Here is a 15230-nt window from a genome sequence, read left to right as displayed (position 1 = left end):
CATGGCAGATCTCGTCGTCCGTGACGCGGACGTGGTCGACGGCTCGGGTGCGCCCGCGTACCGCGCCGATGTGGTCGTCGGTGACGGCAGGATCGTGTCGATCGTGAAGGAGGCCGCGGCGGCGGGCTGTCAACGGCCCAAGGCGACCAGAGAGCTGGATGCCGAAGGGCTCGTCCTCTCCCCCGGCTTCATCGACATGCACGCCCACAGCGACCTCGCCCTGCTCCGCGACCCCGACCACAGCGCCAAGGCCGCACAGGGGGTCACCCTCGAAGTCATCGGCCAGGACGGGCTGTCGTACGCGCCGGTCGACGACCGCACGCTCGCGGAGGTGCGCCGTGCGATCACCGGCTGGAACGGCAACGGTGACGACATCGACTTCGACTGGCGGTCGGTGGGCGAGTATCTGGACCGGCTGGATCGCGGGATCGCGGTGAACGCCGCGTATCTCATCCCCCAGGGCACGGTCCGTATGCTCGCCGTCGGCTGGGAGGACCGGGAGGCGACGCCCGAAGAGCTGGACCGTATGCGGCAGTTGGTCGCGGAGGGGATGCGGCAGGGCGCGGTCGGCATGTCGTCGGGGCTCACCTACGCCCCCGGCATGTACGCCAAGGACGCCGAGCTCACCGAGCTGTGCCGGGTGGTGGCGGAGTACGGCGGCTACTACTGCCCGCACCACCGCTCGTACGGCGCGGGCGCGCTTCAGGCGTACGAGGAGATGGTCGCCCTGACCCGGGAGGCGGGCTGCGCGCTCCATCTCGCCCACGCCACCATGAACTTCGGCGTGAACAAGGGGCGGGCGCCCGAGCTGCTGACGCTGCTCGACGACGCGCTGGCCGCCGGAGCCGACATCAGCCTCGACACGTACCCCTACACACCCGGCTGCACCACGCTGGTCGCCATGCTGCCGAGCTGGGCGAGCGAGGGCGGTCCGGAGGCGATCCTCAAGCGGCTCGCGGACGAGGAGACGGCCGAGCGGATCCGCCATCACATGGAGGTCGTGGGCGCCGACGGATGCCATGGCGTGCCCATCGAGTGGGACACGATCGAGATCTCGGGCGTGAGCGGGACCGGCCTCGACGACTATGTGGGCCGTACGGTTCAGGAGTCGGCGGACCTGCGCGGAGAGGCTCCCTGGGTGACCGCCCGGCGTCTGCTCCTGGAGGACCGGCTCGGTTCGACGATCCTCCAGCACGTGGGCCACGAGGAGAACGTCCGCGCGATCATGCGGCACCCGGTCCACACGGGCGGCTCGGACGGCATCCTCCAGGGGACGAAGCCGCATCCGCGCGCGTACGGGACGTTCCCGCAGTATCTCGGCCGGTACGTACGGAAGTTGGGCGTGCTGTCCCTGGAAGAATGCGTCGCCCATCTCACCTCGCGCCCGGCCGCGCGGCTGCGGCTTCCGGACCGGGGCCTGGTCCGCGAGGGCTACCGGGCGGACCTGGTGCTGTTCGACCCGGCGACGGTGGCGGCGGGTTCGACCTTCGAGCGACCGCGGGCGCTGCCGACGGGCATTCCGCACGTCCTGATCGACGGGCGGTTCGTGATCGAGGACGGGCGGCGGACGGACGTACTCGCGGGGCGGGCGGTCCGCGGAACTCCGCCCGCCCTCGCTTGAGTCACGTCGCTTGAGTTACTTCGCTCGACCTACGGCTTGGGCAGGGTGCAGCCGCTCGCGCTCAGGTCGAGCTTGTTGTCGACGCCGAAGCAGGGCGCCATCTGGTAGGTCTGCTGGCCGTAGCCGATGCCCGTGTGGACGGTCACCGTGCCGTTCTCGGCGACCTCGCAGGGGTTGTTCACGGTGCAGCGCGCGCCGTCCTCGTTGAGGGTGTTGTTGACGGCGACGACCTGACCGGTCGCGTTGTCGACCACCGGCGAGCCCGAGGTGCCCCCGATGATGTCGCAGGAGTCGGTGTAACGGACCGAGTCCTTCCAGGTCCAGCCGCCCTCCTTGAGGCGGTGGGCGAAGCCGTCGATGTCGCAGGCGTACGTCCGCTTCCAGTAGCCGGAGACGACGGTGATGGCGGTGCCGGCGGCGGGGCGCGCTTCGCTGATTGTCAGCGGGTCTATGCCGTACGAGCTCTTGATCGCACCGTAGGTGGTGGTGAGCTGGTACATCGAGACGTCCGTGTCGGTCATCGTCGCGTACGCGATCTTGCTGGCCCGCAGAGTCGCGACGCGGGAACCGGCGGAGTTCAGCAGGCTGAAGGTGCGGCTGGAGGCCTGGTCCACGATGACCTTGCCGGGCTCGGGGAAGCCGGACTCCAGGCAGTGGCCGTTGGACATCACGAGCGCCGGGTCGTTGTCCTCCGAGTCCGGGAAGCGGACGACCGAGCCGGAGCAGTTGCTCAGCGCGACGGTACCGGCGAAGGAGACGGCCTGCGCCTTCGGCGCCGTGAGCCGGGAAACACTCGCCGTGGCGGACGTGACCACGTCGTGGACCGCGCCCGAGAGCGTGCCCGGTTCCCCGCCCGTGACCGAGCCCGTGGGGGTGGGCTCGACCGCGACCGCGGGAGTCGCGCCCAGCCCGGCGAGGGCCAGGGCGCAGAGCCCGACGACCAGAGGTTTTCTCATGTGGGGGTCCCCTCATACGGAGAAGGTGACCGAAGAATCTCCGGCCACCCACGTTATTGTCATGCACATACTCACGCACGAGGGGGGTGCGGACAAGAACTTGCTTACTGGCGAGTTCAGTCCGTAGGGGTTTCCCTATCACGGCGGGGCGGGGGCGTTGGGCGAGCAGCGCAGGACGTTCACGGGAGGGCGATCAGGTCACCACATCCGGCGCACCCAGGGCTCACGCGTCCTGGGAAGCCCCCTCGTCCGCGACGGATATCCGTCATCGAGGCGGGATGCCGGGTGGCGAAGTCCCTCTCGTCACCGAGGTCGAACACGCGCAACCCCGACCACGCCAGATGCAGCGACACCTCGACGCGCCCGCCGTCCGACCCGTCCAGCTCATCGAGGGTGGCGGGCAGGCGCTCGGCGCCATACACGAGTCTGAAGGAGTTCGAGTGCTTCCATGCGCATGCTCGGCGCACTCCGCCACGACAGCAGCATGCCGCGATTGCACGGAGGCAGGGGTGTGAAGCCCGATCACGCGACAACCCTCGTCGCATGATCGGCCGCCGAGGCCCCCAGCTCGCACCACAGCAGCTTCCCGCCCCGGCCGAAGAGATCATCTCCGAGCGGATATCCGCCCCACGCATCCGCGTAATGACAGACGAGGAACAGACCGCGTCCACCGTCGGCTTCGGCCGGCACGGGACGCAGACGCCCTGGCGACCTGTCGAACGGGGGCGGGATGTGCGGGTTGGCATCCCAGACGCTCACCCGCAGCCGACCGCCACCGAGGCCGCGGAGACGGAGGCCGACGGGGCCAGTGGAATGGCGATAGGCGTTGGTCACGAGCTCGGATCCCAACAGTTCCGCCGCATCGGCGAGTTGAGACATGCCGTGCCCGGCGAGTACGGCCCGTAGGGTGACGCGAGCGATGCGGGCGGCACGGGGATCGTGGGGCAATTGGAGGGCGTACGCCCAAGTTGACTCCGCTTCACACTCCGACGGGGACGGCGGGGATACGGTGACCATGAACGCCTCCTGCGGTGGGGGAACTTGGATTCGCTCGACGGCTCGGTCGGGCGGTGGCAGTGCCGCACGCATGGCACAGGACGCAGCGCGCGGTGCGCTTCCGGCTTATCGACGGGGCCGATTGAGCGGCTCGGGTCTCACCGTAGAGCGCCTCATGGACTACATTCCATGAATGCGATGGAATACAGTCCCCATTACCTTCGTGTGGGTGACCCGCACGCCATACGTACGAACGGGAAACGCATCCAATGCCGCAGCCAAACCCCCTCCCCACCGCCCGGCGCCGGCGCCTCGGTGCCGAGCTGCGCAGGCTGCGCGAGCGCGCGGACCTGTCCGCCACGCAGGCCGCCGCACTCATCGGCGCCACGCAGTCACGCGTGAGCAACATCGAGGCCGGGCGCTACGGCGTGAGCGCCGACCGTGTACGCACCATCGCCCGCCACTACGACTGCACCGACGAGCCGTTGATCAACGCCCTCGCGGCGATGCCAGGGGAGCGCCGACACGGCTGGTGGGAGGAGTACCGCGAGATTCTCTCGCCCCGCATGCTTGACCTCACCGAGGTGGAGCACCACGCCATCGCACTGCGCGTGGCTCACATCATCAACATCCCCGGCCTACTGCAGACCGCCGACCACGCCCGCGCGCTGTTCCACCAAGCGGTGCCGCCACTGAAACCTCACGAGATCGAGCACCGCGTCTCTCACCGCATCAAACGCCAGGAGATCCTCCACCGCGAGCAGCCCCCGCCGTACACGGCGATCATCCACGAGGCCGCTCTCCGCATGCGCTTCGGCGACCGTGCCACTGTTCGAGCCCAGCTCCACCACATCAACAAGATGAGCGAGCTGGATCACGTCACCATCGCCGTGATCCCCTTCGACAACGGTCCGTTCCCCACCTCGGGTCAGGGCATCGACTACTTCCACGGACCGGTCCACCAGCTGGACACCGTCCAGCTCGACACAGATCACGGCGCCGAACTCATCGAATCACCCGCACAGTTGGAGCGATACCGGCTGATCGTGAACCGCCTACTGGACGCCGCGCTGCCCCCGACCAAGTCCCGCGACTTCATCACCCAACTCGCCCACGACCGCTGAGGAGCCTCCCATGCGCGAACTGCACTGGCAGAAGTCCACGTACAGCCAGGAGGCCTCCGCCTGCGTCCACCTCGCCGCCACCCCCACCGGAACGATCCTCCTCCACGAAAGCGACGAACCGGAAACCATCCTCACCACCGGTCCACGCCAACTCGCCGACCTGATATCAGCCCTGCGCCACTGGCGTGGACCGACGATAAAACAGCCCGAACGACTGAGCGGACCCCATTCGACCACAGGAACACAGACACCCTAGGGAACGTCCCGCCGACAGGCACCCCCGTCATGGCGGACAGGCACCCGTGTCAGGGTCAGACCCCGCTTCTACCCGCCGTCCGTCGGCAACTCCCGCAACGGGACCCGCCGGAACTCGATCACTTCGTACGCCGTCTCGATGCCCGTTTCGTACAGGATCCCCACGGTCTCGGCATCGGCCTGCACGAGGTCCGAGTACGCGGCCTTCCGCGAGGACAGTGTCAGCACCTTGCCGAAGGACCGTCCCCCGTCCGTGCTGCTCCACAGCGCCATCGCCGCACGGTCGGTCGGCACAGAGGGCCCCGAGAACAGCAGGTTCCCCCTTTCCCCGGCCAGTTGCAGCACGCTGCCCTCCACCAAGGGCACGTCGTTCAACGAACTCTGCTCCGTATACCCTCGGTCAAGGCTCGCACCCCCATCACTGGAGTAGGCGTCCAGGCGGTTCCCCGGGCTCGTCCCCTTCTGGTTCCGGGCATTGAAGTACAGCCGCCCGTCCGGCAACTGAGCCGCCGTCGACTCGTTGGCGTTGTGCACGCCCTCGTAGGCGTCCTCGACGAAGCCGAGGTGCCAGGACTGCCCTCCGTCATCGCTGTAGATCGTGTGTGCCCCGTAGTACTTGGGCTCCTGCCCGGTGTCTCTGGACCCCGCGGGCGGCGCGGAGGAGTGGTTGGCGGGCACGATCAGGCGCCCCGCGTGGTCCCCCCGTGTCAGCGCGACGGCGTGGCCCGGCCCTGTGGCGTACCAGCGCCAGCTGGGCCGCTTCACCGCCGACGTGATCTCCCGTGGCGCGGAGAAGGACCGCCCGTCGTCCTTGCTCGTCTGCACGAAGACCCGGCGGCCCTGCTCGTCCGTGGCCTCATCGCGCAGAATCTGCGCTTCGGTGACGTCACCGCTGTGGTACGAGGTGACGAGCACGATGTTCCCGGTCCGGGGATCGACAACCGGCGCCGGGTTGCCCCGGGTGTCCCCGTCGCCCGTCGCGACGATCTGCAGTTGCCCCCACGTGCACCCGCCGTCGCTCGACCGCCTGAGCACGATATCGATGTCGCCGTGGTCCTCCCTGCCACCTAATCGCCCTTCAGCGAAGGCGAGCAAGGTCCCGGCCCGGGTTCGGACGACCGCGGGTATGCGGTAGCTGGCGTAGCCTCCCGTGCCCGAGGTGTACGGCACCGAGGACGCGCATCTTCGCTCCGTCTCTGCATCTGCACTGTCGGCCTGATCCGCCCTGGGCCGGGCGACGACCACCAGCGCGGCGACGGCGATCGCGACAGCGCCGAGCACGGATAAACGGCGACTCGGGAAAGGGCGGCTCATTGTTCTCCTCAGGTTGGCGGGTTCTCGGAGATCGACGCTGGGGGCGGGTTGCGTGAACCTAGAGTATTGCTGCGACGCGGCAACACTTTTGGGGCAGATCGCAAACTGAGGGACAGACGACGCTCGAGTGGCAGTCTCGCAGCGGGGTACGGAGTCTTCGAACGCCAGGTCCTGATTGCGCTCAGCCCCCTCCTCTTCGGCAAGATCGCCCGAGCAGGTTTACCCCGGTGAGGCAGCACTACCCGAGGGAAGCTGGGTATTCCTGAATTCTTACTACAGCTGGAAGCAGCCGACCCTCTCTGCCGACGATCCTGCCACCCGATTGAGTTGCGACTCCCTCTAAGAGTTGAGTAGATCCACAACATCCAAGTCGCCCTCAGTGGAGACCACCACGATCCACGCCCGATCCTCTGCTAGGAAGTAGTGATGCTCTGGTATCTCAAGGAGCGCAGCCGTAACCGATACGGCATCATTCCCAGTAAAGCGCACGCCATAGGGCGAGAGCCCGTCTCCTACATGCTCGACTGCAGAGTCGGGCCCAACTCGTTCACAAATCTCCCTGGATGCACTCGCTGCCAGCATGTCTCCATCATCGATCTTCCAGTGGGCGTGCCCCCCTCCCACCAGGCGCCAATCAATCTTCCCCCCATCGAACGGAAAATGGAGGTCAATCCAATCGAAGGCGGCTGACATACTTGTTCGCTCTAGAGTGCTTAGCGGCGGCACGGAATATACCACCTCTTCCCAATAATCACCTGCCATAGCCATCCTCCATCAAGAGCACCCGTGCAGACCTTGAAGTTCCGTTACCGTCGCCTCCGAGGCATTGAACTTGAAGTGCGGACCCTTCTCTTTCCCGGACCACACATTGATATGAGCACCACTTCGCTGATCGCACTCGATCCTGAAGCCAGTCTTGCCATCAACTGTTTGCATGCCAATTGGCTTACCTTTGATTGCCCCGAACCGCCCGATCGTGGGCTTTTCGGCTTTGAATCCGCGAGATTCGCCAGCACATAGTACGTGTGGAGGTCGCCGACGGTGAGGTTGTAGGTGGTGGCGTGCTGGGTGTGTAGGGGCGATTGGCAGTGACGATGACCGTGTCGCCGTCGTCGGTGAGGAGGGTCATGTCCGGCTTGAGGTCGCCGGCTTCGACCCAGTCGCCTTCGGAGGGTGACCAGAAGGGGTGTTCGTAGGTTGCGGTGAGCGTCTCGATGCCGTCGTCGGTGGCGATGGAGAGCTTGTTGAAGTGCTTGTCGTCCTCGGTGATGATCAGACGGGTGACTTCCCGGGGGCTGGTCTCGCCGGTTTCGGGGTCGGTGGCCTGGACTGTGTCGCCGGCCTTGATGTCCTCGATGTCCTTGGTGGTGCCGTCGGCCACGCCCACATCGGCGTCACCGCCGGCGTCTACGCCCACGTCCGACTCCGTCTCCAACGCCAGGCCATCGACACCCTCAACGTCGCACTCGGCGGGGTCGCCAACCTCCCCGACGACCCATCCACCACAGCCGTCGTCCGCTGACGTTGCCGTCAGCGTTGCCGTCAAACCGTTGAAGAGCCCCACCGAAACACAACTCGGTGGGGCTCTTCAGGCCGATCGACTCACCTCAAAGGAGATCGCTGCCGGTGCCGCCTAGTCGGTCGTCCACAGCCGCGCGAACTTCACTCCAGGGGTCGTGCCGAAGGGATTCCAATGTCTTCCTCGACGTATTCCTGTGCTGCGCGACCCTCATTCTGATCGATTCGTCCACATCGTGAGCGAGGCGCTCGAGAAGGTCCGGTGAAAGTTTCCGCTTCATGGCCACCATGAAACGGACGCGAGCATCAGGGTCGTCGATCAGTCTTTCCAGAACAGCCAACGGCACCGTCTTGTTCTGGACAACTGCCACCCGTTCTTCCGGATATCGATCGACGACCTCCATCCATACCTGCGCGGGCGCCTCCTCAGCTGCCGCCCTGCGGCATTCCTGTGGATCTGAGCTGTTGCGCAGCCGTACGAACTCGTCGGCAGTCTCGATCATCTCTTGACGCCCCGCAAATTGCTGTTCGGTATAAATTTCCCCGTATCGCCCTTCCACTTGTCCGGCATGTAGTCGCCGTATTTATCGGCATCCGAGATCCATTCGAGGCCCTTACTGGTCTCCCGATAGACCTTGAACGCCGATTCACCATGGCCGGTCACGTCCGGAGTCCACCAGGTACCGTCCGAGGCACTCTTATAAAAGGTGGTCTTGAACGGACCTCCCTTTAGGAGTTTCGTCGAGCCTTCCTTGGTTAGCTGCCAAAGCCCTCGACCAGCAACATTACAGTTGCTGTTATGAACGAGTACCGGTGTCTCACCCGCCAGCACATAGTACGTGTGGATGTCGTTGATGGTGAGGTCGTGCGTGCGTTGCAGCTTGCGGAACTCTCTGGTCTTCTCGGCCTCGACCGTACTGCCGTCGACGGCGCGCAGTGTCATGCCCGGCTTGAGATCACCGGCATCCACCCAGGCGCCCTCAGACGGCGACCAGAAGGGGTGCGTCGTCGTGGAGGTCAGCGAATCGGTGCCACTGGCTCCCTTCCGGGAGACCGTGAGGTCGACGAAGTGCTTGTCGTCCTCTGTGACGATGGTGGCGACGACGGTCCGCGTCGTGGTCCGGCCGCTCTCCGGGTCAGTGACCACGATCTCGTCGCCGATCCGGACGTCCTCGATGGGCTTGGTGGACCCGTCGGACATCAGGACGAGCGTTCCCGGAGTGAAGCTGTGCCGGCCACCCCCGACAAGGCACTGGATGGGTACGGAGTCTGCCTTCTTGAAGGCAGCCTTGAACCCCTTGAAGACGACCTTGGCGCCCTTGCCGAGCAGCCCTGTGCCCACCGCTATGCCCGCGTCCACTGCGGCCGCCTTGCAGGCGCTGCCGGATCCCTGGGCGCAGCCGACGTAGTCGTCGATGCCCAGGACCTCCAGGATCCCTGGACCGTTCTGGTCGCCGAACCAGCCAAGCTTGCCCACCGCGGTGCAGAAGTCCGAGCCGGCGGCGTTCGTCATCGTGCACCGGGCTCTCGCCCAGTTCTCCAGGTTGTGCTGGTAGTCCAGGCGCTCGTGGTAGTAGGGGAAGATCTCGACGAGTTCGGCCTGCGTCGGGATGTAGACGCCCTGGATGGTGACCGAGTCGCCCTTGGGCTGGATGACGATCGGCTTCTTGCCGTAGGTGCTGTCCCGCTTGGACGCCCTGATCATGTCGACGGCTGTGTCGTAACAGGACGACGTCCGGGAGCAGTTGTTCGAGTCGGCGTTGATGACGCCGTCGGTGTCGCCCGGGACGCCGGCGCAGATGCCGTCCGCTCCGCCGCCGGGCGCGCCGTGAATGCAGCGCAGGCCGTCGGGGTCGCTGAAGGTGAGGGGGTTGTTGTTGCTGTAGGCGTAGCCGTTGAGCGCCTGTGGGTCGCTTGGGGTGAGGAGCGGGTCGACGGAGATGAACCGGCCGGTCGCCGGGTCGTATTCACGTGCGCCGAGGTGTTGCAGTCCGGTCGACTCGGAGTCGTCCGTCCCGCCGAGGAATCCGGCGGTTCCAGGCCAACTGCTCGGCCGAGTGCCACGAATATCACCGAACGGCAGCGTGCGGCGCTGGGTCAACTGCTGGTCCGCGGCTTGGATCGCCAGTTGCCCTGAGCCCTGGTGGTCGGCGAGGGTGAACGTGACCGAGCCGTCGTTGTCGATGACCGCCTGGTGGCCGTCGCCGGCGCCGAGGGTGCGGGTGGCCTTCTGAGTGGTGCTGCCCTTGGCCACGGTGATCTCCGTGGCGCCCAGGTACAGCGTGGACTCCGTTGGCGTCCGGGCGATGAGGCGGTTTCCTTCGGTGTCGTAGATGTACTCGGTGACCTCGTCCGGCTTTCCCTCGACCGGCTTGGTCACCTTGGCCAGATGTCCTTCGGCATCCCAGTCGAGCTTCTGGGTTGTACCCGCGAGGGTGCGGGTCTCGGTGTTGCCGACCACGTCGTAGCCGTAGGAGTCCTGCGCGGTTCCGCCCGGCCCGGTCTGGGTCACGGTGTCAACCGCGTGCGGACGCGGATTACCGGGATCGGGGTAGTCGTAGGTGCGTACGGTGTTCTTCGCCGTGTCACCCGTGATGTCGTGCAGGGTCTCGGTACGCCGGTTGCCGACCTTGTCGTAGGTGTAGGAGTGCCAGTACGGCGCGGGGCCACCGACCGTCTGACCGTTGGGGGCCTCGGCACAGGTGCTGGTGGACTGGGTCCAGGCCGCGGTCATCCGGCGCAGATAGTCGTAATCGAAGCACTGCGTATCTGTGCCGGAGCGGGATACGTCCGAGACAGAGAGGACGTTGCCCGCCTGGTCGTAGCGGTAAGTGTTCTGACGGTCGACGCCTGGCACGTCCTCGCGGTCCACTCGCGAGGTGGCCAAGCGCTGCGTGCCCCATTCGTATCTGTTGGTTGCCCAGGCCTTCTTGCCGCCGTCGTTGGAGATTTCGTACTGCAGCGGCTTCCCGGTCAGGCTGTAGCTTGTGGTGACGTCCAGGCCCTGGCTGCCGCTGAGCGCGATCGGCCGGAGCGTTTGATCCTCGTACGTGAACGCCACCGTGGTGGCGGGCAGCGCGCCGGCCGCCGGGAATCCTGTCGTGCGCACCGTGCCGTCCTCGTTGTAGGCGGTGGCCGACAGATACGTTCCGGCCAGCGCGCCTTCGCTCGCGGGGATCGTCATGGTCGAGCGCTGCACGCGGTACAGCCGGTCGTAAGCGACGACCTTGCTGGTGTACGCGTTGCCGCCGACATAGCGGACAGCTTCGGCCAGGTGGCCCTTCGCACCGCTGATGGTGTCGTAGACCCACTTGGCGCGCAGGGTGCCGGTGGCGCTGTTCTCACGCAGTTCGGTCTGCCGACCGAGTCCGTCGTAGGCGTAGTACAGGTCGGTGTCCCCGTCGTCAGAGACGGACAACACCTGGCCACGGTCGTCGTAGGTGGTGGAGTTGTTTCCCTTGTCCGGGTCGACGGCCGTCTTGAGGTTGCCGAGCAGGTCGTAGGTGTAGCGCCAGATGTTGCCGACCGGGTCGGTGAGCTTCTCCAGTTCGCCGCGTGGGGTGTAGGCGTAGCGGGTGGTGTCGTATGCGGCTTCCGCGGCACGTGCGTGGTGCTGGCGCAGTTCAGTCGTCCGGCCACGGGCGTCGGTGACTGTGGTGGTTGCTGTGCCGCCCTCCGGGGGGATGACCGTGGTGCGATCTCCGCCGTAGATGGTGCGGGTGGTGCCGAGCACCCGGCCGCCGTCGCCGTTGCCCGCGATCTGCTGGCTCACGGTCGGGCGGCCCATGCCGTCATACGTGACGCGGGTCTGGGTCTCGACCGCGAGCGCGCCCTCAGGCTTGAACAACGTCCTTGATGGCGCGCCAGTGGCGTAGTAGGTCTCGAAGGTCTTGGCGGTCAGACCGCGTTCGTCGTAGAAGACGTCCGAGAGCAGCCGTCCGCCGTCAGGGCCCGGCTTCTGCGTCTGACGCTGCCGCAGAAACCCGTCGTACAGGCTGTACGCGGTGACCTGGCTGCCGTTGGTGCCGAGTGCCTTCGTGGCGACAGAGACCGGCTGCCCGTCCGTGACCAGATAGTCGAACTCGTAACTGGGCGACAGTGTGGTCCGCCGATTCGGAAGCCAGACCTTCGAGGACCGGCCGAGCGCGTCATAGGTGAAGGTCGTGACATTGCCGTTGGGATCGGTCGAGGACAGTGGCACTCCCCGCAGCGGATCGTGAGTGGCGAAGCTGACCAGCCCGGTGCTGGCGTCACCCTCCGTGGCCGGCGGTGTGGTCGTCGTCGTCTTCGTGACGAAACCGGTGGTCGGGGTGCGGTCCGTTACGGTGGTCCGTCCGTCTTTGCGCTCAGTGCGCACTGGCGCGGCCGTGCCTTTCACCGTGACGTTCGCCGTCAGGTCGGTGCTGGTGTGCACCCTGCCGTAGCCGTCGAACGTGGCACCGGACTCCACATAGGTGGCCGTGGTGCCGTCGTGCTTCTTCAGCAGGGCTGTGGCCGTGACGTCGCCCTTGGTCGGAGCCGCTCCGTAGGCGCCGCCGTCGTAGGCCGAGCGGACGTCGGAGATGACGTCCTTGGAACGGTCGACGGGGTCGTCGCAGGTCTTCGCGACCGTCTCGACCCGCGCGGGCAGATTGAGGATGTTGCCGGTGCTGTTGGTGGCGTAGGTGGTGCGGGTGCAGCGGTTGTCCGCCGCGGTGGAGTTGTCTCCGAAGTCGTCGACCTGGATGACTCGGCCCGCCACCGTGTCGTGCGTGGTGGCCGTGGACGCGGTCCGCCAGGACACTCCCGCCCCGTCGTCCAGGGACGTCCACGACTTGGCGCGGCCGATGCCGGTGAAGTTGGCGGTGACTGTGCCCCAGTCGCGGGTCTTCTTCGCGGTTTGGTGGCGCCAGGGCCGGTTCACGGTTTTAGCAAGGATCTTGCCGCCATTGCCGGAATAGGTGACGGTCTTGTAGACGGTGCCGGCGAACGCCTCGTGGTCGGTGATCGGGTCGCCCTCGCCTTCGCCGAGGGTGACGCTGACATTCTTGCTGCCGCCGGTCGGGGATTCGCGGTCGCCGTCCATGCCGCGCAGGAAGTACGTGTTGGCCTGCGACTTCAGGGCCACGTCGCCGCCCTGGCCGCCGGTCTTGACGCGCACGTGCCCGTAACCGCGCCACTGGGACCAGGTCTTGAACTTCTCCTTGGTCAGACCGTCGTCATCGTCGTAGTGCCAGGCGGCCGGGCCCATGTACTCGTACGCGGTGACCTGGTCGGGCGCACCGCCTGTGCGGTCGGTCGCGGTGACGGACGTGACGACGTACTTGTTGAACCACTGACGCTCAGGGTCGTCCGTGGAGCTGCCGCCGATGTACTGCGGAAAGCAGCGGGTGGTGTTGGTCTGCGGCGTGGGCAGCGCGGCCCAGTCGCAGGCGGGCGCAGAGTAGTCGACGTCGATCTGGCCGCCGTACTCGTCGGCGATCGTCGACAGCCGGGACTTGATGAACGGCGCGAACCCGTCTTCGGTCTTGTCGAGCCGGTTCTCGAGCTCGTCGTAGGCGAAGGTGGTCTTCGGAAGTGTGACCGCGGGCGTGGCGGTATGGCCCGTGTGCTGGATCGAGTCGAGAAGCAACTGGTAGTCGATATCGGCCATGCCCCAGCGGTGGGTCAGCTTCCAGGAGTCGACCTTCTGGTAGGTGTCGCTGGCGCCGAGGACCTGCGTGGTCACACCGGTGAGGAGCTTGCGGGTCCAGAACGAGGGGGAGAGGCGGCCCTCGTCGCAGTCCTTGCCGTCGTCGCAGTTGAGGTCCCAGGGCGTGTCGTACCAGTACGCGGAGTCCGAGGTGATGGACGAGCAGGTGGTCTGGTTGTTCGGCAGGCAGCGCTCATCGTTCGTGAAGGTGACCTTCGCGAGCGCCTTCGTGCCGTACATCGACGACGACTTGAGGCCGTACTGGATCTCGTCGAGATGGCCACCTCGGGTGTAGCGGGTGTCGTCGGCGGCCTTCAGGTTGCGGCCGTAGGAGTTCTTCTCCTGGGTGTAGTAGTACGCGATCGCGTTGCCGCGCGGGTCGACGACGTAGTCGAGGTTCCAGCGCCACGCCTGCTGGCACCAGGAGTCAGCGAAGGCGGTCGCGTGGCACGGCTCGTCGGTGTCGTCGCCGAACACAGGGGTGGTCCATGCCGAGTCCGTGGTCTTCTTGCCGTCGGCCCAGCCGGGCAGCCGGTTGTAGCCGAAGTAGTAGCGCACGCCGTCGGGGTCGGTAAGGCGCCAGTACTCGCCGTTGTCGTCGTTGTTGCCTCGGCCGGTGGAGGTCAGTCGCGCGATGCGAGTGCCGTCGTCCTGACGGAGCTTGAACTCGCCGGCCGTGCCGGTGGGAACGAGCTCGCCGCCCTTGCCATTGAAGCTGATGAAGGCGTTGTCGTAGCCCCAGCACAAGTCGCCGGGCTTGATGCCGTTGCTGTTCTCGACCCCGTCGTCCGCGCAGGGCTTGTAGCGGCGCTCGATGTAGCCCGGCCACAGGTCGAAGCCGCCGCCGATCCAAGAGGACTGGTTGTTGGTCTCGCTGGTGCGACCGTCGACCGATCCGGAGGAATAGCCGAGGCCGATGCTCGGCTTCAGTCCGCCGGGCACCTCGGGGACGCCCATGCCGTAGGACCAGGCGAAGTCACCGGTGTTGAGGTTGGTCTGCCAGGTAGAGGACGGGGCGAGCGTCGTCGCCTTGTAGTCGCCGGTGGCCGCGCTGTCGTCGGCCACCGCGGCGAGCACGGTCGGCTGGGCGGCGCTGAGCCGCACGAACGGGGCGGTGAGCGTGCTGCCTTCCGTGTCGTTCACGGTCTCGACCGGCGTCCGGGTACGGCACTTGGCCTGCTCCGGTGTCTTCAGGACGCACGCGGGGAGTTGCAAGAGAGTGAGGCGGGCGCCGTAACCTCCGCCGTACGCCTGCGCGACGTCGCGGTAGTCGACACGCACCTGGGCGGCGCCGTCGGTGAAGTTCGTCCGCTCGGGGACGAGTGTCACGAGCAGCCCGTCGATCGCGGCCTGTTGTGTCTGCTTGCGTCCAGCCAGCTGGACCGTCACGGGACCGGCCGCGGCCTCGCGCCCCTTGGCCGTGCGGGCGGAGAGGGCCGCGGGCTGTCCGACGGAGACCGGCAGTCCGCCGGCCTTGGCCGGTGTCGCGGTCTTCGCCCCCTTCGCGCCCGCTGGTGCTCCAGTGAGCGTCACCCGGCCCGAACCCGCCACCGGCCACTCGGCCTTGGGAGCGATGCGCGGGGTGCGCGGTCCGCCCTCCACCGTGCGGGGCTGCAGCTTCGTCACAGCGGAACCTGCCACAGCCTGCTCTGCTTTCGGCAGAGCAGGCCGGCCCCGCCCGTCGTCCGCCACGGCTCCCGCATTCTCAGGGGCAGTGACTCCCTGGAGCACCGTGGCGATCATGACGATTCCGGAAGCGAGTGCGGTCTTCCGTC

At 66.6% G+C, this 15230-nt stretch carries 9 protein-coding genes; 3 read left to right on the top strand and 6 right to left on the bottom strand.

Annotated elements, in window-relative coordinates; translation table 11 throughout:
• Position 1 precedes the first annotated feature (1 nt).
• Positions 2 to 1621, top strand: a complete 1620-nt coding sequence (locus tag QQY66_RS31295; protein WP_301983646.1) for an amidohydrolase family protein — start codon at positions 2 to 4, stop codon at positions 1619 to 1621.
• A gap of 29 nt (positions 1622 to 1650) precedes the next feature.
• Here the strand turns inward: QQY66_RS31295 and QQY66_RS31290 are convergent, their stop codons facing one another.
• The gene (locus QQY66_RS31290; protein WP_301983645.1) at positions 1651 to 2577 is read right to left on the bottom strand and encodes a serine protease; all 927 of its coding nucleotides are present in this window, start codon (positions 2575 to 2577) and stop codon (positions 1651 to 1653) included.
• A 522-nt stretch (positions 2578 to 3099) separates the two neighbouring features.
• Positions 3100 to 3594 carry an ATP-binding protein gene (locus QQY66_RS31285; RefSeq protein WP_301983643.1) on the bottom strand — a complete coding sequence of 165 codons (495 nt, stop codon included), beginning with the start codon at positions 3592 to 3594 and terminating at the stop codon, positions 3100 to 3102.
• Between the two features lie 248 nt (positions 3595 to 3842).
• Between QQY66_RS31285 and QQY66_RS31280 the strand changes: the two genes are divergently transcribed.
• A complete protein-coding gene (locus QQY66_RS31280) occupies positions 3843 to 4697 on the top strand; it encodes a helix-turn-helix transcriptional regulator (protein ID WP_301983641.1) in 855 nt (284 codons plus the stop codon).
• A 10-nt stretch (positions 4698 to 4707) separates the two neighbouring features.
• Positions 4708 to 4953: a DUF397 domain-containing protein gene (locus tag QQY66_RS31275; protein WP_301983639.1), complete on the top strand. Its 246-nt coding sequence runs from the start codon at positions 4708 to 4710 to the stop codon at positions 4951 to 4953.
• A 68-nt stretch (positions 4954 to 5021) separates the two neighbouring features.
• Here QQY66_RS31275 and QQY66_RS31270 read toward each other — a convergent pair whose 3' ends face one another.
• The 4 genes from QQY66_RS31270 to QQY66_RS31255 all read right to left on the bottom strand — a co-directional run bounded on the left by QQY66_RS31270 (position 5022) and on the right by QQY66_RS31255 (position 15198).
• Positions 5022 to 6266: an exo-alpha-sialidase gene (locus QQY66_RS31270; RefSeq protein WP_301983637.1), complete on the bottom strand. Its 1245-nt coding sequence runs from the start codon at positions 6264 to 6266 to the stop codon at positions 5022 to 5024.
• A 946-nt stretch (positions 6267 to 7212) separates the two neighbouring features.
• Positions 7213 to 7830, bottom strand: a complete 618-nt coding sequence (locus QQY66_RS31265; RefSeq protein ID WP_301983635.1) for a polymorphic toxin-type HINT domain-containing protein — start codon at positions 7828 to 7830, stop codon at positions 7213 to 7215.
• A 43-nt stretch (positions 7831 to 7873) separates the two neighbouring features.
• Positions 7874 to 8287: a hypothetical protein gene (locus tag QQY66_RS31260; RefSeq protein ID WP_301983632.1), complete on the bottom strand. Its 414-nt coding sequence runs from the start codon at positions 8285 to 8287 to the stop codon at positions 7874 to 7876.
• Positions 8284 to 15198 carry a polymorphic toxin-type HINT domain-containing protein gene (locus tag QQY66_RS31255; protein ID WP_367667005.1) on the bottom strand — a complete coding sequence of 2305 codons (6915 nt, stop codon included), beginning with the start codon at positions 15196 to 15198 and terminating at the stop codon, positions 8284 to 8286. Before QQY66_RS31255 ends, QQY66_RS31260 begins: the two co-directional genes overlap by 4 nt.
• Positions 15199 to 15230 lie beyond the last annotated feature (32 nt).

It is taken from the genome of Streptomyces sp. DG2A-72 (genome assembly GCF_030499575.1).
Classification (GTDB): Bacteria; Actinomycetota; Actinomycetes; order Streptomycetales; family Streptomycetaceae; genus Streptomyces.
This window is presented reverse-complemented; position numbering and strand designations above follow the sequence as displayed.

What these genes read in the sequence shown, in the direction of transcription:
- QQY66_RS31295 (WP_301983646.1), top strand. Translation starts at nt 2, where the DNA reads ATGGCAGATCTCGTCGTCCGTGACGCGGACGTGGTCGACGGCTCGGGT.
- QQY66_RS31290 (WP_301983645.1), bottom strand. Translation starts at nt 2,577, where the DNA reads ATGAGAAAACCTCTGGTCGTCGGGCTCTGCGCCCTGGCCCTCGCCGGG.
- QQY66_RS31285 (WP_301983643.1), bottom strand. Translation starts at nt 3,594, where the DNA reads ATGGTCACCGTATCCCCGCCGTCCCCGTCGGAGTGTGAAGCGGAGTCA.
- QQY66_RS31280 (WP_301983641.1), top strand. Translation starts at nt 3,843, where the DNA reads ATGCCGCAGCCAAACCCCCTCCCCACCGCCCGGCGCCGGCGCCTCGGT.
- QQY66_RS31275 (WP_301983639.1), top strand. Translation starts at nt 4,708, where the DNA reads ATGCGCGAACTGCACTGGCAGAAGTCCACGTACAGCCAGGAGGCCTCC.
- QQY66_RS31270 (WP_301983637.1), bottom strand. Translation starts at nt 6,266, where the DNA reads ATGAGCCGCCCTTTCCCGAGTCGCCGTTTATCCGTGCTCGGCGCTGTC.
- QQY66_RS31260 (WP_301983632.1), bottom strand. Translation starts at nt 8,287, where the DNA reads ATGATCGAGACTGCCGACGAGTTCGTACGGCTGCGCAACAGCTCAGAT.
- QQY66_RS31255 (WP_367667005.1), bottom strand. Translation starts at nt 15,198, where the DNA reads ATGATCGCCACGGTGCTCCAGGGAGTCACTGCCCCTGAGAATGCGGGA.